Below are 21,292 nucleotides of genomic sequence, written 5' to 3' on the forward strand. Positions count from 1 at the left end.
AAAACGGTGCCCGTAAGTGTTCGATATGAGGTAAACACCTGAGCACCGCTTTTTATTCGGTATGAGGGAAAAATAATTTTCAGAAATCGTTAAACGCTGGTCGTCCGGTTGCGTCCGTGAGTTTTGGACTGATACAACGCGCCGTCGGCCACAATGATGTTTTCCTGCAGGCTTTTGCCCGGCTGGTAACACGCCACCCCCAGAGAAACGGTGATCTGGAAAGGTTCGCCGTCTGCATTAGTAAAGACCGTGCTTTCGACCGCGCGACGGATACGTTCACAGCATTTCACACATTCATAGGCATTGCCGCTGGCAATCAGAATCACAAATTCTTCGCCGCCAAAACGCGCCAGAACGTCGTCTTTTCGCAGCATCATCCGCGCCACATTCGCCACGCGCACCAGCACGTCATCGCCGATGGCATGTCCGTAGGTATCGTTCACTTTCTTGAAGAAATCGATATCCAGCATCGCCAGCCCGAATCCGCTGTGGTTTTTCTGCACCGCTTTCAGATGCTCTTCCAGCCCCATGCGGTTAAATGTTTTGGTGAGAAAATCCATCGACGAGTTTTCTTTCTCGCGGAAAAACGCACGCACATAGCGAAATTTCCCCCCGAGGCCGTGATAACAGATAAACAGGCAAAAAAGCGTCACCAGCTGGTAAGCCAGTGAGCGCAAAATAATCTCCCAGGAATGCAGGTAAGGAATAGACACCAGGAGGCGGAAGAGCAGCACGACTGAAATCGCGATGGCAAACGTCCGGATGTTGTTATCGCGCCACGGGCGGAAATAGCAGATAACCGCAATCATGGCCACCACAATCAGGTTGTCGAGCGTGAACATTCCGGTGAGGAAAAACTTCACCACAAACGCGCAAACGACGCTGAGCCAGCCGACGTAGAACACACAAATCACCAGCGGGATCATCTCGAAGCTGTAATACACCGTTTCGCTGAGGCGGAACAAATCACGATCCAGAAAAGCCGCCACGGCGCCGCAGAGCACCCCGAACAACACGCGTTTGTAGAGCGGTGAAGTGGGCCCGAGCGGGCTGTCGCTGCTGAGGAAAAAATAGAAAAACACCAGGCTTGCGTAAGTCACACAAATATTAATGTAAAGCGCATCCAGGGACCGAATCACCTGTTCCATAAAACTCCTGTAGCCCGCCGCGCAGCGGATAGCAAAAAATCCATGCCAGAGGGGAAAAAATAGCCTTCGATAGTGTGAAAGATAGCCTATATATAAAGTTAAGACGGCACAAACGGCGGTCTGACTTCAGCGGAATTTCACTTTAATTCAGAGAAAATATCAGTTATTACACAATAAAGATTTGTTCTGAGTAGCCGATAACCGTATTGGGCGCCTTACACGTCGACGGCTGCGCCATAAATTTGCATTTATTTCTTATGAGGTGTGGCAGGTGAGCGAAGTATCTAAAGAGTCGTTTGCTAAGCGGAACACGCTGGCAATCTTGTCCGTTCTGCGTGACTTAAAGAAGAATCAGACGCTGGTCATGGTCAGCCATGCCCGCGGGCAATTTATCAGTAAGATTCTGGACGTCGATGCCGACAACCATCAGTTTTTGTTCGATCTGGGCAGTTCAGACTATGAAAATAGCCTGGCAGTTAATGCCGGAACGCTAAATTTTGTCGCGGAGCCAACCGGTGCCAAAGTGGAGTTTGCCTGCGGCCAGGTGCGTCAGGTGACGTACGAGGGTTTACCGACGTTTACCTGCGATATTCCTCCCGTGCTGTATTTCATTCAACGCCGCGAGTATTTTCGTGTGAATGTGCCATGGCTGCCTGATTACCGTTGCAGCGGCATATTGCCTGATACCTCTGAGTTTGCTTATCGCGTCAGAGATATTTCCCTCGGCGGCCTGGGGCTGGAAATCGATGGCATGACCCCTCCCGAAATGACATCAGGCACGGTACTGAAAGATTCCCTGATCCAGCTGGCCGATCTGGGCTCCTTCAAACTGGATTTGCAGTACATCGGCGCGATGGGGCGTAAATCCGTGAGCAATAAAGGCGAAACCGTCAGCACGCAGCGGCTGAGCTTTAAGTTTCCTCATTTATCGCCCGCACAGGAACGTGACCTGCAACGGGCGATCTTCGAGCTGGAAAAACAACAGCATCTCAAAGCCAGACGTTTCCAGGAAAGCTAACGTTCAGGGCTGAGAAAACCGGTTCAGATAAACATCCCGCCCGACGCTTCCACACGTTGGGCGTTCATCCAGCGCGCTTCATCACTGAGCATCAGCGCCACCATATCACCGATATCATCCGGCAAACCGGCGCGCCCAAGCGCGGTGTTACTGGCAACAATTTTGTTCACCTGCGGGTTATCGCGCACCATACCACCGCTAAAATCAGTTTCAATCGCGCCAGGTGCCAGAACATTGGCGGTAATACCGCGTGCGCCCAGCTCTTTTGCCTGGTACCGCGTCAGCACTTCTATCGCACCTTTCATCATGGCGTAAGCCGAAGACCCCGGCAGCGCAAAACGCGCCAGGCCGCTGGAGATATTCAGGATACGGCCACCGTCAGCCATCAGCGGCAGCAGTTTTTGCGTCAGGAAGAACGGGCCTTTCAGGTGGACATTCATCATCAGATCAAACTGCTCTTCGGTGGTCGTCGCGAAGTCTTCATGCAGGCCCACGCCCGCATTGTTGACCAGATAATCCAACGTCTCGCGCTGCCAGACCTGTTGTAGCTGCGTTTTCACCTGCGCCACAAAAACGTCAAAAGTACGCGCGTCTCCGGTATTTAACGGTAACGCCACGGCTTTACCACCTTGCGCCTGTACTGATTTCACCACCGCCTGCGCAGCTTCAGCCTGGCTGTGATAAGTCAGAATCACGTCAACGCCCTTTTTCGCCAGCTTTTCAATGGCATTCTTGCCCAAACCACGGCTTCCGCCGGTCACAATTGCGATTTTATGGTTCATTCCGGACCTCATTGGCTTTATGTCACGTTTTCATTGGTTGAAACATAGCCTATTGGATTACCCTGTCGTGATAAATGGCTCATAATGAATTTCACTGTCTCATTACCAACAACAATCAGGCAAAATGTGGATAAAATTCAATCAATGCAGGTTTTCGTTCGCGTCGCTGAGCTGAGTAATTTTACCCGTGCAGCGGAAAGTCTCGGCCTGCCCAAAGGCAGCGTGTCGCGGCTGGTGCAACAGCTGGAAACGCGGATGTCTGCCCGTTTACTGCACCGGTCAACGCGCCGCGTGCAGCTGACGCAGGATGGACAGGTTTTCTACCAGCGTTGCAAAGAGCTGCTGGCCAATATGGACGAGCTGGAATCGATGTTTCAGTCAAGCCCGGCGAGCGTCAGCGGGCGGCTACGGGTCGATATGTCCACAGGTATGGCGACAAATCTGGTGCTGCCGCGTCTGGCTGAGTTTCTGAACCGCTACCCGGCCCTCGAAGTTGAACTGAGTTGCACCGATCACCGTGTCGATATCGTGCGTGAAGGGTTTGACTGTGTCATCCGCTCCGGCACGATGAAAGATTCTGGCCTGATTGCCCGCCCGCTCGGCCAGCTCAGCGTGATTAACTGTGCCAGCCCCGGCTATCTTCGCCGCTACGGCACGCCGGATCATCCTGACCAGTTGGCCCATCACGCAATGGTGCATTACGAGCAAACGCTCGGCAGCCATACTTCTGCCTTTGAATATCTCGATGGCAAACAGCTGAAAACGGTGAAAAGCGGCGGGGCCGTCACCGTCAATAGCACCGAAACCTATGTCTGTGCCTGCATGGCGGGGCTTGGGATCATCCAGGTTCCGCTGCTCGGGGTTCGAGATGCGCTGGCGGGAGGCCAGCTGGTGAGTATTCTGCCGCAGTTTCGTGCTCCGCCGATGCCGGTAGCACTGGTTTATCCGCATCGTCTGAATCTGTCGCGCCGCGTAAAAGTGTTTATGGACTGGCTGACGGAAATCTCTCAAACGTTCATTGCCTGACCGCTTAAACCGTTGCGGCTTAGCTCTGGCGGCTCAGGCGTCTATACTTAAGTCCGGATGCACTTTTAAGGACAACATGGATCAATGCCCATCACTTCCAGACAAGAACCCGCTGCGCAGGAAAAACAGACACCGCTGATTAACATCAAAACCGGCAATCCGACGGTGGACAAAAACATCGGCAGATTCTCACGGCTGGTGGAATACGTTCAGTCCTGGGGCTGGGTCGCGCATCTTCTGCGTGCCACAGAGCGTTTTAACGACCGCCTTGGCAGCCAGTTTGGCGCGGCGATTACCTATTTCTCGTTCCTCTCGCTGATCCCGATTTTGATGGTTTCATTCGCCGCCGTGGGTTTCGTGCTGGCGTCCAATCCGGATCTGCTGGCCGGGCTCATCAATAAAATCGTCAACAGCATCAGCGACCCGAATCTGGCAAATACGCTGAAAAGCACCGTCAATACGGCCATTCAGCAACGTACCGCCGTCGGGCTATCCGGCCTGCTGATTGCGCTGTACTCCGGCATCAGCTGGATGGGCAATCTGCGCGAGGCGATCCGCGCACAGTCGCGTGACGTCTGGGAGCGTAACCCGCAGGATCAGGAGAAGATTTATCGCCGCTACATCCGCGATTTTATTTCACTGACAGGGCTGGTGCTGGCGCTGATTATCACGTTGTCGCTGACGTCCATCGCCGGTGCGGCGCAAAAAACCATTGTAGATGCGCTGGGGCTTGGGGGCATCGACTGGCTGAGGCCGGTGATGACCAGCATTACGCTGGTGATTTCCATTGCGGCCAACTATCTCTTGTTCCTGTGGATTTTCTGGATGCTGCCGCGCCACAAACCGCGCAAGAAAGCCCTGCTGCGCGGCACGCTACTGGCGGCGATTGGCTTTGAGGTGATCAAGTTTGTGATGACGATGACGCTGCCGAAACTGGCCACCTCGCCTTCCGGCGCGGCGTTCGGGTCGGTGATCGGCCTGATGGCGTTCTTCTATTTCTTCGCCCGCCTGACGTTGTTTGTTGCGGCGTGGATTGCCACCGCGAAATACAAAGATGACCCGGTAATGCCCGATCATGGGAAAAAGAGCGCAAAATCGGCTAAAACAGCGTCGGGAAACGACAGTGAATACACACCTGACGATCTCATCGTGCCAGATGAAATGCATATAACCGCCGTTAATTCTAAAAATGAAGTCAAAAAGCAGTGAATAACACCAAATAACGCTTCTCGCCGCCCTTAAAACCAGAATAACTGACTAATGGCCGTACTTTTATTTCACGGTTTTGCAGTCAGTTACTCTGAATTTGTTCCATTGGGCAAACTTATGATTTGCGAACAGGCGGCGCTAGAAAAGAATCCCCCGATCCCGCCCAAAAATCCGTTTTTGAACATTTATCCCTCGTTGAAAACCCGTCTGGCTGTGCATAAGATGCCCTTTCACCACACATTTATTTACAAACCCTCTATTTCATCAACAACAAATAAGAAACACTTATGCAAGCCTCCATCGCTCAAGAATTAGAAGCTGACGCCAGCCTGGTGAATCAGAACTCACGCGGAAAAGTCATCGTTGCGTCGCTGATCGGGACGGCCATCGAGTTTTTCGACTTTTACATTTATGCCACCGCTGCGGTGATCGTGTTCCCGCATATTTTCTTCCCGCAGGGCGACCCGACGGCCGCCACGCTACAGTCGCTCGCCACTTTCGCGATCGCCTTTGTTGCGCGCCCAATCGGTTCTGCGCTGTTCGGCCACTTTGGCGACCGCGTCGGACGTAAAGTGACGCTCGTCGCTTCCCTGCTGACCATGGGCGTGTCCACCGTTGTGATCGGCCTGCTGCCGACTTATGCCACGATTGGTGTTTTCGCACCGATGTTGCTGGCACTGGCGCGTTTTGGTCAGGGGCTCGGTCTGGGCGGCGAATGGGGCGGTGCGGCATTGCTCGCGACAGAGAATGCGCCACCGAAAAAACGCGCGCTGTACGGTTCCTTCCCGCAGCTTGGCGCACCGATTGGCTTCTTCTTTGCTAACGGGATGTTCCTGCTGCTGTCATGGCTGCTGACCGACGAACAGTTTATTTCCTGGGGCTGGCGTGTGCCTTTCCTGCTTTCTGCCGTGCTGGTGCTGGTTGGCCTCTACGTGCGTGTTTCCCTGCACGAAACACCGGTCTTTGCCAAAATTGCCAAAGCCGGTAAACAGGTGAAAGTGCCGATCGGCACGCTGTTCACTAAATACAAAAAAGCGACAATTCTCGGCACGTTCACCATGGTGGCGACGTATACGCTGTTCTACATCATGACCGTGTATTCACTGGGTTACGGCACAACGGCGCAGCCCGTCGGTCTGGGCATTCCGCGTAACGAATTCCTGCTGATGCTGATGATTGGCGTGGTCGGTTTCGGCGTGATGGTGCCGGTTGCCGGTCAGTTAGCGGATAAATTTGGCCGCCGTAAAACGATGATCTGTATTACCTTGCTGATGATTGTTTTCGCACTGTGCTTCCCGACCATTCTCGGTTCAGGCTCGCAGGCGCTGGTGATGGTCTTCCTGCTGTGCGGCTTTATGGTGATGGGGCTGACGTTTGGTCCGATGGGCGCGCTGCTGCCGGAACTGTTCCCGACAGAAGTCCGCTATACCGGCGCGTCCTTCTCCTATAATGTGTCTTCGATACTGGGTGCGTCCGTCGCGCCGTACATCGCCACCTGGCTGGCAACTCATTACGGGTTGTTCTATGTGGGCGTTTATCTGGCCTTTATGGCAACGCTGACGCTGATCGCGCTGCTGCTGTCCAAAGAAACCGCCCATCAGTCACTGTAACTGATCCGGACACCGTGCCCGGTATTGCACCCGGCACGGTGCCTTCTGCGAAGGTTTCTTATGCGTTTACGACGATTAGTTTTGCCTGCCCTGCTCCTGCTTATCCTCATTGCCGCCGCTTTCTGGTATTTCTGGCCCCATTCTTCCAATCCCAATGCCCTGTGGAACATCATCAGCAAAAAATGTGTGCCGAATCAGCACAGCACGGGCAAACCCGATCCCTGCGCGCAGGTGGATGAACAACAGGGATTTGTGGTGTTAAAAGATCTGAACGGCCCGCTGCAATATTTGCTGATGCCCACCGCGCGGATCACCGGAATGGAAAGCCCGGCGCTGCTGGAACCGGCAACGCCGAACTTCTTCAACCAGGCCTGGAATGCCCGGCATTTTATGGCGGATAAATACGGCAAACCAATTGATGACAGCAATATCTCGCTGGCGATTAATTCACAGTACGGCCGTTCGCAGAATCAGCTGCATATCCATATTTCCTGTCTGTTGCCGCAGGTAAAAACCACGCTAAGCAAAGATGGCGCGCAGATGGGATACAACTGGCAGGAACTGCCGGACAAACTGCTGGGACACACCTATCTGGCGCGTAAAGTGACGCCCGCCGAGCTCAATGAGAAAGGCGCTTTCCGAATTCTTGCCGAGGGTGTTCCGCAAGCCGATAAGAAAATGGGCCACTTTGGCATGGCCATGGTCAGCCTGCAAAACGGTGATTTCCTGCTGCTCGCCAGCGAGCGCGATTTACTGAAGCTGAATAACGCCTCGACCGAGGAAATCCAGGACCATAACTGCGCGGTACTGGATCCGGTGCCGGTTTCCTGAATCGAGCTTTTAATCAAATAAACAGCGCGGGAGAAATACCAAAACGGGCCGCAAGCTTGCCGATATGTTCGACGGTTAGCTTGCGTTCTCCGCGTAAAATGCGCGATACCAGCGATTTCCCGCCAATTTCATCGGCAAAGTCACTCTGCTTTAAGCCGTACTGATCCATCAGCGTGGCAAGAACGGCAACGCCGCCCGGCAGGGCTTCCATCTCTTCCCGAAAGGCAATGACTTCCGGAAGCGTATTTTCATAAGCCGTGATTTTATTGCTGACAATATCGAGTAAAGGACTGGTCGGGTTGTTCATCAGCAGGTACTCAACCAGTTCCAGCGCTTCCTGATAATCCTGTTCACTGGCGTTATCCCCCAGCAAAGGCACGGCGCTGACTAACGCCTCAGTCGCTTTAATGGCTTCATTAATCATTTCTTTTTACCCCGGTGCAAATCGGTAAAACGATCATACTCAGTGTGGGTATAAACCCCTTTAACGTAAAACTTTTGGCTCTCGAAGAAGATCAACGCAATGACTCTGACGTCGTTTCTTGCGATGTTGATAACATAATGTTTATCCAGATATTTGAAGTTATCCAGCGAGGGATAAACCTTCCTGAGCGCCGCCGGATTTGGAAAATTCCCTTTCTCGATGACCTTCCCGAGGCTCAGTAAGTCCGCTTTATACTGCGGAAAACGTACTGCGGCTTCAGCTAAGGCCCGCATTGTAATCAGATGCATTTTTGTTCCATAAGTTGACAACCTGGCAACAGCGTAACACGGCAATACCAGGTTGCCAAGATGGCAACTTCAACTCAATTACTTCTCTTTCATCTGCTGCAATATCGGGCCGCACTGGTTTTCTTCGTTGTCGCTTGGGGAAATCAGTGCGAGCAACGCAGCGGCCGGGGCGACGACCGCGCCGAGAGCGACCGCAGCGGCACCACGGGCGATCAGCGGGCCGGGTTTGACACCGGCGTCCGGATTTTTGTAGGTGCCGCGCACATACAGCGGTGAACGCAGCGTCAGAATACGCACGCCCTTGCTTTCCGGATTGATCGACAAATCCAGCCGTTCCGTCGCCATATTGGTGTTCCCGGTAATGTTAATCACCGCGTTCTCGGTATCGAACACAAACAGTCGCGGCGTCACCAGTCCGTTCCTGACGTTCACGTTGGCGGCGGCGCAATTAATCGCGACTTCATCATCGCCGAACAGTTTGCTGACCACGTAGTTCCCCACGTTCAGCCCGGCCAGTTCCATCAGACCACGGCTGATCACGCCGTCATTGATGAGAATTTTCATGTCGCCGTTGCTGGTGCCGAGCAATGCCGCCACAGAATTCCCGGTGCCGGTCAGCGTTGCATCGCCATTGAGATCACCCAGGCTGCGCTCCATCGATTGTACGCTCGGCAGCAACTGTTTCAGTTTCAGCTTACGTGCATGAATATCGGCACGCGCCTGCATCGGCGATTTGTCGCCTTCCAGCCGGATGGTGGAATTGAGGTTACCGCCCGCCACGCCAAAGCGCAGAGGGTCGAGCAGAATTTCGCCGTCGGTCAGTTTGAGGTGCGTACTTAAATCGCTGAGCGGCAGGGATTTACCATGCTCAATGCGGTTCGCGCTAAATTTCACATCCGCATCCATCACGCGCCAGCTTTTGGTATCAAACTTCTCAACCGGCAGCACTTTATCGGCAGGCTGGCGGGTCGTCTCGCCGCGCTTCGCTTTATCCGTATTGGAATCGGCTCCGATAAGCGGCGCCAGATCGGCAAAGCGCAGCTGTTTGGACACCACGTCACCGGTCAGTTTCGGTCTCGGCTTGCTGGCCTGATACGTCAGCGAGCCGTGAATATCGCTGTCGCCAATCTCGCCGTTAAAGTTCTGATAGCGGTAAATTGCGCCGTTCTTCCCGTGCAATGTCGCCGACAAATGGCCGTCGGTAGAATACGGCGGGGTTTGCGGCAGCAGGACGCCGGTCAGACCGTACAAATCAGACAGCGTCTGCCCGGAGAATTTCAGGCGTAAATCCAGACCGCCGAGATTCATCGGATCCTGTAATGTCCCGGCGACGGCAACGCGGGTTTTTCCCGAACGCACATCCGCCTGTAACGGGAACAGTGCATCCGGGTCTTTCAGCGCCAGCATTCCGCCAATTTTCCCGCTGCCCGACAGGGATTCGCCGTTGTATTTACCGTCGACTTTCCAGCCAAATACATAAGGCGGGGTTTTGGTTTTCGGCGAATCTTTCTTATCGCCGACCACTTCCGTAAACGGCAGCGGTTTACCCAGCGGATCGATCACCGCACGGAAATCGGCTTTGAGTTTGGCATCCTTGTAGTCAATCTGCCCGCGATCAAACACGATATCATTGAGGGTAAATGACCAGGCTGACGGCGGTTGTGCCGGGTCTTTGGTGTCGCTGTTGGCGAGATTGAACGTCCAGTTATTTTTACCATTATCCAGACGCAGCAGAGAGGCATCCGGCTGTTTCAGCCAGAGAGTGGGGATCAGCACTTCTTTATGCAGCAGCGCGAGCGGCGCAATGCTGGCATCGACGCGGGCGAGTTTCACCATCTGTGCGTCTTTTTCGCCGGTCTGAACGTCGGAAGGGTTTCCAAGCACGATATCTTCCGCATGGATATGCGGCCACGGCACCCAGGCCCGCCAGCCTGTTTCATCTTTTTGACGCGACCAGTCCACGCCCAGATCACCACGTATGGCGAATTGCCGGTTCAGCTCGGTGCTGACTTTTTGGTTAATGGTGGGTTTGAGGCGGTTCCAGTCGAACATCGCGATGAAAATCACGATGGCAATCAACAGAATAACAATCACACCTGCAACCCAGGAGATCACTTTACCTGTGCGCGTCATAACGCTGTTCCTTTCAGACGGTTAACGAGTCCCAAGGTTTAACCATAGTTGAATTCGTCACAGCTTGCCGGAAACGGCCTGCACCTGAAGGGAAAATGCGTAGGGAAGAGACGTCAGTAAAATCTTTAAAATCAGCATGATGATAATGCATCACACCACATCAACTCGCCAGGCACTTTGAGAGTTTGCCTCAGCGGGTAAGGTGTGATTCATTACCCTTTGAAATGTATTGGCAGATTATCCAGGCCATCAAACATGGCCGGACGGGCCAGATAATACCCCTGTGCGGCGAGCGCATCTGAGTTGCAAACCATGGCCCATTCCGCGGCAGTCTCAACACCTTCGATGATCACGCCCTTACTGTAGCGATTCATCAATGTCACCAGCGTATAGAACAGCCTCGATCCTTCGTCGCTCTGACCCAACAGAATAAACAAATCGCGGGCGATTTTGATGTATTCGTAATGCCAGGTCGTGAAAGAAGAGAAGTTGGCAATCCCCTGACCAAAATCATCGAGCCACAACCGGTCCGATTGCTCGATTTGCGACAGCGGAATACTCAGCGCATTCTCAGCGCTTTCAACCAGTTCGAAACGGACGTAAGGCATCGCACTGATTTGCGCACGCAGCGCGCTGTCAGATTGCAGCATTTCCAACACCTGGCCATCAACGTTAATAGAAGCCAGTAACTCATGTTCGACGAACAGATTCTGCCAGCGCTGCAGCAGGTCGAGCTGTTCCTGCACGATTTGCAGGCGCTTACCCACCGCGATCGCGACAAAATATTCTTCAGGTGAAATGAATTTATGCGGATTCGACGGGTGAAAAACCCCGGTCAGCAATTCAATTCCCAACAGTTTTCCTGTGGTGCGGTAAATAGGTTGAAAACGATACACTCTCTGACACTGACGCCAGTAAGACTGTGCTTTTACGCGCTCAATCGCGGTAAAAGAAGGCGTAATCAGCCCTAACATCATCTTAGTTATCATATTTTTCTGCCGTCATGAATAAGAATCAGATCATCAGGGGACATGCGGCAACATGTGTTGCGTGACTACAATGTGATTAGTAGCCCGATTTCCTGGCTTTCGTTAGTAGAGATATCTATCGGCGCTGCGCGGGGAAACTTTAATCACTCCGCATTTCTCGCCACTCTGCCCGCATAAAAAACCAAAAAGGCCGGCTGGCGGTTCTTTTCATCAGCTTCTACAGTGGGGATCTGGCCTCAGATTGTTTCCCTTTTGCTAACCCGATACGGAGAAAAAAATGCCCTACGTCAATATCAAAATCACCCGCGAAGGCGCGACCGCAGAACAGAAAAAAGCGCTCATCGCCGGCGTAACTCAGCTGCTGGTCGAGACGCTGGGTAAAAATCCGGCCACCACGGTCGTGGTCATTGATGAAGTCGATACCGATAACTGGGGCATTGGTGGCCGGCCGGTGACCGAACTGCGTCAGGAAAGCCAGTAACCTCCCCACAGTGATACCCCAGGTGGAAGTTCTGCTGCTTCCACTTTTACCCTCCTTTTATTTCATTTTTTCGCTTCCTGCCTAAAAAAATAAAACCTCGTTTTAATTTATTTGACTGACCGCATTCTTATGAAGAGACTAGAGCGCAATAATGACGGTCTTTTCTTTCCTTTCGTTTTATTGCTTCAGACATAGGCCAGGTACAATGACCAGCAAAAATATTGCCGTTATCGGCGAATGCATGATCGAATTGTCTCAGAAAGGCGATGCCCTTCACCGTGGTTTTGGTGGCGACACGCTAAACACGTCTGTTTATATTTCCCGCCAGGTTTCGCCTGAAGCGCTGAACGTGCACTACGTGACGGCACTCGGCAACGACAGTTTCAGCAATGAAATGCTGGAAGCGTGGCAGCAGGAAGGTGTCCACACCTCGCTGACACAGCGTCTTGAAAACAAACTGCCGGGTCTGTATGTGATTGAAACGGACAGCACCGGCGAGCGCACTTTCTATTACTGGCGTAATGACGCCGCTGCGCGCTACTGGCTCGACAGCCCGCAATCCGAAGAGATTTGCCAGAAGCTGGCAGAGTTTGATTATCTGTACCTGAGCGGTATCAGCCTGGCGATCCTTAACGATGAAAGCCGCAAACGCCTGATGACACTGCTACAGGCCTGCCGTTCACGCGGCGGGAAAGTCATTTTCGACAACAACTACCGTCCGCGCCTGTGGGCCAGCAAAGAGCAAACTCAGGCTGCGTACAACGCGATGCTTTCCTGCACCGATATCGCCTTCCTGACTCTGGACGACGAAGACATGTTATGGGGCAAAAAGCCGTATGACGAAGTCATCGCGCGCACTCATGCGCTGGGCGTCAGCGAAGTGGTGGTTAAACGTGGAGCCGACAGTTGTATCGTCTCCAGCGCTGAAGGCGATCTGCACGACGTGCCTGCGGTGAAGTTGCCGAAAGAGAAAGTGATTGATACCACTGCGGCGGGCGATTCGTTCAGCGCCGGATATCTGGCTGTGCGTCTGACCGGCGGAACCGCAGTAGAAGCCGCCGTGCGCGGGCATGAGACGGCGAGTACAGTGATTCAGCATCGCGGGGCGATTATCCCGGTGGAGTTTATGCCAAACCGGGCATAAGGCGGTTTTCGCTTGCCAGCGGGGGGCGCTTGCAGCAAATGGCTGGACCGAGAAGATTTCGGTTTTTCAATTGCGGTGATCACTTGACGCACTGCGCCGAAACCGACCAAAGAGGCCCAGGACGGGGCCTCTTTGGAATCTCCACGTCTTTTTTACTGCGCGCTATCGCTCGCTGGCTATGTTTCAGAAACGCCTGCTAGTGCCGCAAACTCCGCCGCTGCGCGGTACTCTCACTTCGGGTTCGAACCTGCTCGAAAAAACACTCTCGCTGTTTCTCACCACTCACTCGACGTCGTTTTGAAAGCGGCCACAAACTTTCTAATTCGCAACCTCACTACTGAATGTTAATTATAAAACGAGTGAATCTTCTCGCCTGAAGTTAAGCAAGAAAACAGAATGCTGTTGAATTTAGATAAGCCTCCGGCCGCTTTCAGAAAGCTTGCCGAGCGAAGTGTTTCGAGACCTATGGCTCGAAACCGAGCAAGGGAACCGCGTAGCGGCAAGATTTCGCGGCAATAACTGCCGTGGCTGAAACATAGCCAGCGAGCGATAGCGCGTGTTGAAAAAAGCGGGGAGAGATCCAAGAGAGGGACCGCACTTCCCTCTCTTGGTCGGTTTCGGCGCAACAAGCTAAGCGGTCACCGCAATTGAAAAACCGAAACTTTCTCCATCTTAAAACGAGGATAAATAAGGGCCCAACCCTTATTGAGCAGTCGCTGCCGCCGAAGCCGCTGGCACTTCACCCGCCGGGGTATCCCCCGCCGGAGCGGTCTCCACTGGCGCCATAATTTTATCGTAGATGGCTCTCAGCTCACCCGCATTCAGCTCCGGCTCACCCTTAGGCTGTGCCACAAGCAATGCCGGATCCCGCGATAACTGCTGTTTGAGTTCCTGATTCAATACCGGCAAGGTCAGCGTGGTGAGGAATTGCTGACGCAACTGCTGATACTGCTCAGGGGCAATATCCACAACACCGTTTTGCTGTGAACGTAAACGCTGGCTCATCAGCACATCAGTGTCTGTACGGGCGTAAGTCGCGAAAAGTTTGCTCAGCTGATCGTTCTTTTGCGCAATCAGTGCATCAAACTCAGCCTGCGAAATCCCTTTATCGCGGACGGTCAGTAGCTCTTCCGACAGACGCTTAAACAATTCTGCCAGTTTGGCCTGTGGCGCTTCAATGCGGATAGCACACTGCGCGCGCTGATACTGCACGTTACAGTCAAAACCCAGTCCCGGGCCCGGTACTGTTGCATCTTTTTTGCTTTCAAAGGCATCTTTCAGCTGTTCCTGTAAATGCCAGAACAGCGCTTCGCGGGCTAAATCGCTGCGCCAGTATGCGGCCAGCGCCTGTGAATCCTGAATCGGCTGCCACGCGTTATCCCACATTAATGAGAGACGATCCTGCGTCAGATTCCCGTCCATCATCGTCATGGATTTGGAGGTGACTTCAGACAACGTCGGCAACGTTTGTGGCGTCTGGCGGTTGCCTTTCAGCGGCGAGAATATCCGGTTGATTTGTTCACCCAGAGCACGGCTGTCAACATTGCCCACGACAAACAGTGTCATCGCATCTGGCGTATACCACTGATGATAAAACTTGGTCAGCGCTTCAATATTGATCGGTTTAGCCGGCAGTTGATCCGGGCTATGTCCCACCAGCGTTGAGCCGGCAACACGGGCACGCCACCAGGCATCTTGCGTATTTTGAGGCAATGAACCGACAGGATCCTGCGGCTCCTGCCGTGCGGCACTCACCAGCGCAGGCGTTACAGAAACTTTACCTGCCGTGTTCGCCAGCCAGTTCAGCGCATCTTTCAGAAGTTCGGGGCGATTATTCGGCAGGCTCAGGTTATACATCGTGAAATCATACGAGCTGACGGCCGGTGGCAACGGACGCTGCGGATTAATGCTTTGCTGCCATAAAGATTGTAACTGAGACGTGCTGAACCCTTCGCTGTGCATCAGTGCCAGACGGGGAAGGAAATGGGCGTAGCCCGTTTGCTGGGCCGATTCTGCCAGCGATCCGGTGCGCACCACCAGACGTAATTCAATGCGATCACTCGGGCGTTGCGGCGTGGTCAGCAACTGCCAGGTAAATCCATTGTCCAGTTTTCCCTGCTGCCAGGCAGGGTCAGGTTGTAATGCTTCTGCTTGCACATGACTTGCGGCTGCTGCCAGCAGCAATCCACCAATGAGTAACCGAATTTTGGTGCCCTGCATGTGAACCCCTACGTAATGACTCTCTAATTTTCAATTTGCTGTCCTGCCGGTGTCGGTCGACTCGCCCACAGGAACTGAATGCGTATGTTAAGGACGGAAAATATAGCCCTTCGTTAGACCGCGTATTTTTCGCAATGTCACGCCGTCTGAGAAAATATTCTGGAAAATAGCGGCGGATGAGACGCCTGATGGGACATATTATGAAGATAATCCACCGGTTACATCAAGTAACCGGTGGTTATTAGGAGAGATTGAGGCTAAATAAATGCGTTTATTGATGTCTTTCGCGATATTTTCATCCACTCAACGGCCATTACTCAGAAACCTGAAGCTGACTTCTCGGCTTCTGTCAGCCCTTTCTGGCCGTTTAATGTCGCTTTTAATTGCCCTTCATCGAGCTGATCACACCACTTAGCCACAACGATAGTGGCGACGCCATTACCGACCAGATTAGTCAGCGCACGGGCTTCTGACATAAAGCGATCAATACCCAGAATCAGCGCAAGCCCGGCAACCGGTAAATGGCCAACGGCAGACAGCGTTGCGGCCAGAACGATGAAACCACTGCCGGTCACGCCCGCTGCCCCTTTTGACGACAACAGCAGAACCACAATCAGGGTGATTTGATGCCAGATATCCATATGCGTATTGGTCGCCTGCGCGATAAAGACCGCCGCCATGGTCAGGTAAATCGAGGTACCGTCCAGGTTGAAAGAGTAGCCGGTCGGAATGACCAGGCCGACGACCGATTTCTTACAGCCCAGGCGTTCCATCTTGTCCAGCATCCGTGGCAAAGCAGATTCTGAAGAAGATGTTCCGAGAACAATCAGCAGTTCTTCTTTAATGTAGTTAACAAATTTGAAGATGCTGAAACCGGTGAAGCGCGCGATAAGCCCGAGAACCACCACGACGAACAGAATACAGGTCAGGTAGAAGCACAGAATTAGCTGGCCGAGCTGCACCAGAGAACCGACGCCATATTTACCAATCGTGAACGCCATCGCCCCGAATGCCCCTAACGGCGCGAGACGCATGATCATATTGATGATGCCGAAAATGACCTGCGAGAAGCTTTCAATGACGTTGAAAATCAACTGACCTTTATGGCCAAGGCGGTGCAGCGCAAAACCAAACAGCACGGCAAACAGCAGCACCTGCAAAATATTACCGCTGGCAAAGGCTCCGATCACACTCGACGGAATAACATCGAGCAGGAACGGGATAATGCCCTGGCTCTGCGCCTGTTCGGCGTAAACCGCCACGGCCTTGGCATCCAGCGCAGCCGGGTCGACGTTCATTCCTGCACCCGGCTGGACGATATTCACAATCACCAGCCCGATAATCAATGCCAGCGTACTGACGATTTCAAAATAGAGCAGCGCAATCGCACCAGTACGGCCAACCGCCTTCATGCTTTCCATGCCCGCAATGCCGGTGACGACAGTACAGAAAATAACCGGCGCGATGATCATTTTGATTAATTTAACAAAACCATCACCTAACGGTTTCATTTGTGCGCCGATGTCCGGGTAGAAATGCCCCAGCAGCACACCCACGGTAATTGCCAAAAGAACCTGAAAATACAGGCTCCTGAAGAGAGATTTTTTCATGATAACCATCCTGATGTGATTGCATCGCCCTTTGTTTTGTTCGTTCAAAGGTAATGAGGCGACAACGTGTAGGTAACACCAACACAACATGATGGAAATATTTTGTTTCCCTCTGCAATGACGACTCATGAAAAACCAGAGCGGAAAGCATTCAGCCAGGAATTAAGAAAGTAAAAAAAGTAAAAATCACGGGGAAATGGCAGACAGGAAAGTGTTTCCTGCCGCAGACGGGCTCATAAAGGCTGGCAGAATTTCTGCTCGAATTCTTTTTTCGACAGCGGAGCAGAAAATAAATACCCCTGCCCGAGCTGAATATTTTCTTTCAGTAACCACAAGCGCTGCGCCTGCGTTTCTACCCCTTCCGCAACCAGCTGAATGTCCATCGCGCGGGCAATCGACGCCACAATATTCACCATGACTTCATCCTGTGGCAGAACGCTGACAAAACTGCGGTCAATTTTGATCACATCAATGGGCAAAGAGCGCAGACGGTTGAGATATTCCAGACCTGAATACCCCAAACCAAAATCATCCAGTTCAATAGAAACACCGACCGCACGCAGTTCACTGAGCAACAAAAGGGCGCGATCGAGATCTTCAATCCGCGCCGTTTCGGTAATTTCCAAAACCAGCTGGCCCGGATTAATTTTGTAGCGGCTCAGCAGGCTGCGCAGTTCCGGCAGGAAATTACGCTGCTGCACCTGAGCACCGGAGAGATTGACCGATAACGGCAGCGCAATACCGCGCTGTTGCCAATCCGCCAGAATCTGGCAGCCCAGCTCCAGGATCTTGTATCCCAGCAGGCTCATGACACCAATTTCTTCAGCAAGGATAATGAAATCACTTTCCAGGCCGTAGCGGCCGTCCGCCATTTTTCGGCGCAGAAGCGCTTCGGCACCGACTACCGCGCCGGTCTCCATATTGACCTGCGGCTGAATAAACAACGTGAAATCGTTCTGTTCCATTGCGTGCAGAATGTCGTTTTCCTGCAATAAACGTTTCTGGATCTTTTCTGTCAGTTCCGGCTCAAAGAACAGGATCTGATTTTTGCCCTGCTGATAAGCCGACACTCTGGCCGCCCGCGCATTGGACATCAGTTGAGACGCACTTGACGGCGTTTCTCCCGTGTACTGAACAATGCCGATACTGCCCGTCGGATGTAATGACATGTTACCGGCATCGCTGGTCTGCGGCGCATTAATACGCTCCATGACCTTTCTTGCCAGCCGCATCGCCATAAAGGGCCGCGGAATATCACCTGCCAGTAATGCAAATTCGTTATAGCTCAAACGCGCCATCAGGCAATTCTCCGGCAGTACCTCCATAATCGAAGACACCAGCGGACAATCTACGTGGCCGTCATCACGCAGGCTTTCTATGCCGATCAACAGCAGATGGAAGCCTTTTTCCGGTTCCGGAGAATTCAGCCGGTGTTGCAGGCGCTGCATAAACTGCTCTTCATTATTCAGGCTGTTTTCCGCAGGCAGAAGCACATCATTGATATTTTGCTGTAGTTTTTCCAGTTGCTGCTGGTTGCGGTTGTAACTACGGACCAGCATGCCAATTTCATCGTCCTCGTGACCTTCCGGCATACCTAACTGATGATAAGCCACATCACTTTCCGGCAGGGATTCCAGCTCACTGGCAATGGTTCGTAAGGGCTTAACAATCAGCCGGTTAATAATCCAACTCAATGAAATGGTCAGGATAAGCGCCAGCAGCAGGTAAGTCGTCAGCATGGTTGATAAAGCGCTGACGATGAACTGATACATCCGGTAGGAATCGGCCTGAAGGACCAGATAAGCCAGCGGTTTAGGGGCTTTAGGGCTTGCGGCAGCGGAATAAAGAGGGACTGAAATCGTGACCGGCAAATTGAAGCCACGGATAACCCACCGGGGCACTGGCCGGCCAGGCGGGAAATGCGTATGCAACGCGGCAATCTGGTTTGGCATCACCACGTCAGCGCGGCTAAGAATACCCACCGGTTGCAGTGTGTTAAGGATATCCTGTGTCTCTTCCAGATCGACATCCAGCACCGCTTGCGACAAAGGCTCTCTCACGGAATGTGCAATGTTTTCAAGTTGCTGGGCGTAGTCGTCCCTCCGTTGCTGTACAAAATGAAACAGCTGGATGACGATAAAGATACAAATGGTAATTGCAGCAATACTGGATACCGCTGCCATTTGTTTGATCGTTAATGAACGCCTGACCCGCAACTTAATTCTCCATAAACCACCAACCCGATTTACCCGCCCACCTTAACAGGAGCAGCACTTCTGCGCAGTATACCTTATAACGCGTTATTTCGAGGCTAAACACGGCGTTTTGGCTATAAAAAACAACACGTTTCCCGAACAGGAATCTACACTGAATATTAATTACGTTATTTAACTTACGGAAAACATACATTATCAGGCGTAACCGGATAACCCGTAATATAAGAACATCCTGACTTCAGCGCCACTAATGAAGTTAGTGTGCTATGCATCACACAAAACACAAACAATTCGTCTGCATTAAGGCAAATATACAGCAAAACAATGTTAAAAACCTTTTATGGCAGTGAGTTATACAGCCCCTGTTTTTTATGCGGAAAATCCTATTTTTTGTAAAAAGTGCTCTATGCTGTAAAAGAACTGATATATTAAGAAGAGTCTCATTCCCACAAAAAACTTTAATAAAATTAAACTTTTCACACTCTTTGTTAGCGACCGTCCCAGGTCGTTTTGACGTCCAGAAAACACCGATATATATAATCCTACCGGGCGGGATTTATGAATAAATATGATGATATTAAACGTTTTATGGATAAGACGAAGGTAGAACAGCTTGATTATAAAGAGCTTAATGAAAAAACAACGGGTGAATCCATTACCGGTTCCATGAACCAGTGGACGTTAATTAAACAAGTATCAGCCAGCGAAGAACTCGCCGGGCCGCTTGATAACGGTCGCTCGACACAACCCACGCCTCAGTCCATTTCAGCGGATGAGTTTTCGCTTTCTGCTGCACGGCCAGTGTCTGAAAACCACGAGCCACAGCCACCGGCGGCCTCGTCCATAACGCAGGTGCAAAACACGCCGCTGTCGTCAGAAGTTCCCCCTCCGGCAGCCGGTTTCGGTTTGCTGGATGCGCTGCGTGAAACACTGCCGCCAGTCGCCGCTCAACCTGCGCCAGAGCCAGTGCGACCTGTACAACCCGTACAACATCAGCCTGTTCACACAGCGCCAACGCTGCACGCACAATCGGTCATCCCTGACAGCGGTGCGGGCCTGCTCGATTCGCTGCGTAAAGCGATGCCTGAAGCACCACAACAACCCGTCCAGGCACGGCCAGCGGCACAACAATCTGCGCCGGTTCGCAGCCAGCCTGTGCAAAACACCGCACCGGCCTACAGCTCAGCGCCTGCACGCACCCCGGTGCCCGTGGCACCTGCTGATACTGAACAGCGCTTTAAACAGATGTTTAAGCAACGGGCTCCACAGCCTGCCAATGCTTACTTACATCGCGACACACCGCTTCAACCATTGTTAGAGATGATTGCCTCATGCCGTTAGTTTGCGTTTGTTCACCGAAAGGTGGAGTAGGAAAAACCACGGTGGCCTCCAACCTGGCCTACTCGCTCGCCCGCAGTGGCAGCAAAGTACTGGTCATCGACTTTGATGTGCAGAACGCCCTTCGCCTTCATTTCGGTGTGCCTATTTCTGATACCCGTGGTTTTGTTGCCGGTTCAGGTAATGAATCTGACTGGAGCCAGTTTATTCTCAAGGCAGGCTCCAATACGTTCGTATTACCTTACGGTGAAGTCTCTGAAGATCAGCGGCTGGAATTCGAACATCAGTTAGCCAGCGATCCGCATTTTTTACAGCGCGGATTAAATACCGTCCTAAATTATCCGGGTTTAATTATTATCGCTGATTTTCCTCCTGGCCCAAGTCCGGCACTCAAAGCCGTTCAGGCCATTGCCGATTTGCATGTTGTCGTCATGCTGGCCGATACGGCGTCATTATCTTTATTGCCGTTAATGGAAAAAAATAAATTAATTGGTACGCCTCTTAATAATAAGAAGGGTGAATATTACGTCGTCAACCAAAGTGACACACGCCGGACATTAAGCCGCGACGTCACTCAATTTTTCGAACAGCGTTTAAACGAAAGATTATTAGGCACAATCCACAGGGATGAATGCGTGCCAGAGGCCAACGCCTCACAGCGCTCTATTATTGATTTCAGTCCGGTATCTGCTTCCGCATTTGATATTGAACTGATCAGCAAGAAAGTCGCCGCCATTTTAGGGATTAAAGTCGGTGATGGTGAATTACACGCCGCACCTAAATCTGGCAGTTATTAACTATCACT

18 protein-coding genes are annotated in these 21,292 nt (G+C 52.2%); 9 read left to right on the forward strand and 9 right to left on the reverse strand.

What is annotated here, in order from left to right; all coding sequences use genetic code 11:
• Nucleotides 1-89: 89 nt before the first annotated feature.
• Nucleotides 90-1,148 carry a GGDEF domain-containing protein gene (locus tag CWS43_RS14380; protein ID WP_101077674.1) on the reverse strand — a complete coding sequence of 353 codons (1,059 nt, stop codon included), beginning with the start codon at nt 1,146-1,148 and terminating at the stop codon, nt 90-92.
• Nucleotides 1,149-1,419: 271 nt separating this feature from the next.
• Here CWS43_RS14380 and CWS43_RS14385 point away from each other — a divergent pair, with 271 nt between their 5' ends.
• Nucleotides 1,420-2,166 carry a flagellar brake protein gene (locus tag CWS43_RS14385; RefSeq protein WP_101077676.1) on the forward strand — a complete coding sequence of 249 codons (747 nt, stop codon included), beginning with the start codon at nt 1,420-1,422 and terminating at the stop codon, nt 2,164-2,166.
• A gap of 23 nt (nt 2,167-2,189) precedes the next feature.
• Here the strand turns inward: CWS43_RS14385 and CWS43_RS14390 are convergent, their stop codons facing one another.
• A complete protein-coding gene (locus tag CWS43_RS14390) occupies nt 2,190-2,948 on the reverse strand; it encodes an SDR family NAD(P)-dependent oxidoreductase (protein ID WP_101077678.1) in 759 nt (252 codons plus the stop codon).
• A 126-nt stretch (nt 2,949-3,074) separates the two neighbouring features.
• Here CWS43_RS14390 and CWS43_RS14395 point away from each other — a divergent pair, with 126 nt between their 5' ends.
• The 4 genes from CWS43_RS14395 (at nt 3,075) to CWS43_RS14410 (ending at nt 7,624) form a co-directional block, all read left to right on the forward strand.
• Nucleotides 3,075-3,974, forward strand: a complete 900-nt coding sequence (locus CWS43_RS14395; RefSeq protein ID WP_198555842.1) for a LysR family transcriptional regulator — start codon at nt 3,075-3,077, stop codon at nt 3,972-3,974.
• An 84-nt stretch (nt 3,975-4,058) separates the two neighbouring features.
• Nucleotides 4,059-5,183 carry an inner membrane protein YhjD gene (gene yhjD, locus CWS43_RS14400; protein WP_101077682.1) on the forward strand — a complete coding sequence of 375 codons (1,125 nt, stop codon included), beginning with the start codon at nt 4,059-4,061 and terminating at the stop codon, nt 5,181-5,183.
• A gap of 287 nt (nt 5,184-5,470) precedes the next feature.
• Nucleotides 5,471-6,793 (forward strand): MFS transporter, encoded by a 1,323-nt coding sequence (locus tag CWS43_RS14405; RefSeq protein ID WP_101077684.1) that lies wholly within the window; start codon nt 5,471-5,473, stop codon nt 6,791-6,793.
• 60 nt (nt 6,794-6,853) lie between these two features.
• Nucleotides 6,854-7,624, forward strand: a complete 771-nt coding sequence (locus CWS43_RS14410) for a CDP-diacylglycerol diphosphatase (RefSeq protein WP_101077685.1) — start codon at nt 6,854-6,856, stop codon at nt 7,622-7,624.
• A 13-nt stretch (nt 7,625-7,637) separates the two neighbouring features.
• Here CWS43_RS14410 and CWS43_RS14415 read toward each other — a convergent pair whose 3' ends face one another.
• The 4 genes from CWS43_RS14415 to pdeH form a co-directional block, all read right to left on the reverse strand.
• Complete coding sequence (locus CWS43_RS14415) at nt 7,638-8,048, reverse strand: type II toxin-antitoxin system HigA family antitoxin (protein ID WP_101077687.1); 411 nt, start codon at nt 8,046-8,048, stop codon at nt 7,638-7,640.
• Nucleotides 8,045-8,356 carry a type II toxin-antitoxin system HigB family toxin gene (locus tag CWS43_RS14420; protein WP_101077689.1) on the reverse strand — a complete coding sequence of 104 codons (312 nt, stop codon included), beginning with the start codon at nt 8,354-8,356 and terminating at the stop codon, nt 8,045-8,047. The genes CWS43_RS14415 and CWS43_RS14420 overlap by 4 nt, the downstream gene beginning before the upstream one ends.
• Before the next feature lie 78 nt (nt 8,357-8,434).
• Nucleotides 8,435-10,489, reverse strand: coding sequence for an AsmA family protein (locus CWS43_RS14425; RefSeq protein ID WP_101077691.1), 2,055 nt, complete (start codon nt 10,487-10,489; stop codon nt 8,435-8,437).
• 212 nt (nt 10,490-10,701) lie between these two features.
• Entirely contained in the window at nt 10,702-11,478 is a 777-nt protein-coding gene (gene pdeH / locus CWS43_RS14430; RefSeq protein ID WP_101077693.1) for a cyclic-guanylate-specific phosphodiesterase, read from the reverse strand.
• A 277-nt stretch (nt 11,479-11,755) separates the two neighbouring features.
• Between pdeH and CWS43_RS14435 the strand changes: the two genes are divergently transcribed.
• Together CWS43_RS14435 and CWS43_RS14440 are read left to right on the forward strand one after the other, a co-directional pair.
• Complete coding sequence (locus CWS43_RS14435) at nt 11,756-11,959, forward strand: 2-hydroxymuconate tautomerase family protein (RefSeq protein WP_101077695.1); 204 nt, start codon at nt 11,756-11,758, stop codon at nt 11,957-11,959.
• A 205-nt stretch (nt 11,960-12,164) separates the two neighbouring features.
• Nucleotides 12,165-13,103, forward strand: coding sequence for a sugar kinase (locus CWS43_RS14440; RefSeq protein WP_101077697.1), 939 nt, complete (start codon nt 12,165-12,167; stop codon nt 13,101-13,103).
• A 702-nt stretch (nt 13,104-13,805) separates the two neighbouring features.
• Here CWS43_RS14440 and CWS43_RS14445 read toward each other — a convergent pair.
• From CWS43_RS14445 to hmsP, 3 genes are all read right to left on the reverse strand, one after another.
• Nucleotides 13,806-15,323, reverse strand: coding sequence for a pitrilysin family protein (locus tag CWS43_RS14445; protein ID WP_101077699.1), 1,518 nt, complete (start codon nt 15,321-15,323; stop codon nt 13,806-13,808).
• A 317-nt stretch (nt 15,324-15,640) separates the two neighbouring features.
• Nucleotides 15,641-16,933, reverse strand: a complete 1,293-nt coding sequence (locus tag CWS43_RS14450; protein ID WP_101077701.1) for a dicarboxylate/amino acid:cation symporter — start codon at nt 16,931-16,933, stop codon at nt 15,641-15,643.
• 233 nt (nt 16,934-17,166) lie between these two features.
• Nucleotides 17,167-19,149, reverse strand: a complete 1,983-nt coding sequence (hmsP, locus tag CWS43_RS14455; protein ID WP_101077703.1) for a biofilm formation regulator HmsP — start codon at nt 19,147-19,149, stop codon at nt 17,167-17,169.
• Between the two features lie 558 nt (nt 19,150-19,707).
• On the opposite strand from hmsP, the gene CWS43_RS14465 reads away from it, so the two are divergent.
• The gene (locus CWS43_RS14465) at nt 19,708-20,490 is read left to right on the forward strand and encodes a cellulose biosynthesis protein BcsO (RefSeq protein WP_101077707.1); all 783 of its coding nucleotides are present in this window, start codon (nt 19,708-19,710) and stop codon (nt 20,488-20,490) included.
• Nucleotides 20,481-21,284 carry a cellulose biosynthesis protein BcsQ gene (gene bcsQ / locus CWS43_RS14470; RefSeq protein ID WP_101077708.1) on the forward strand — a complete coding sequence of 268 codons (804 nt, stop codon included), beginning with the start codon at nt 20,481-20,483 and terminating at the stop codon, nt 21,282-21,284. The genes CWS43_RS14465 and bcsQ overlap by 10 nt, the downstream gene beginning before the upstream one ends.
• The last annotated feature ends 8 nt before the right edge of the window (nt 21,285-21,292 follow it).

The organism is Rahnella sp. AA (assembly GCF_002834385.1).
GTDB lineage: Bacteria > Pseudomonadota > Gammaproteobacteria > Enterobacterales > Enterobacteriaceae > Rahnella.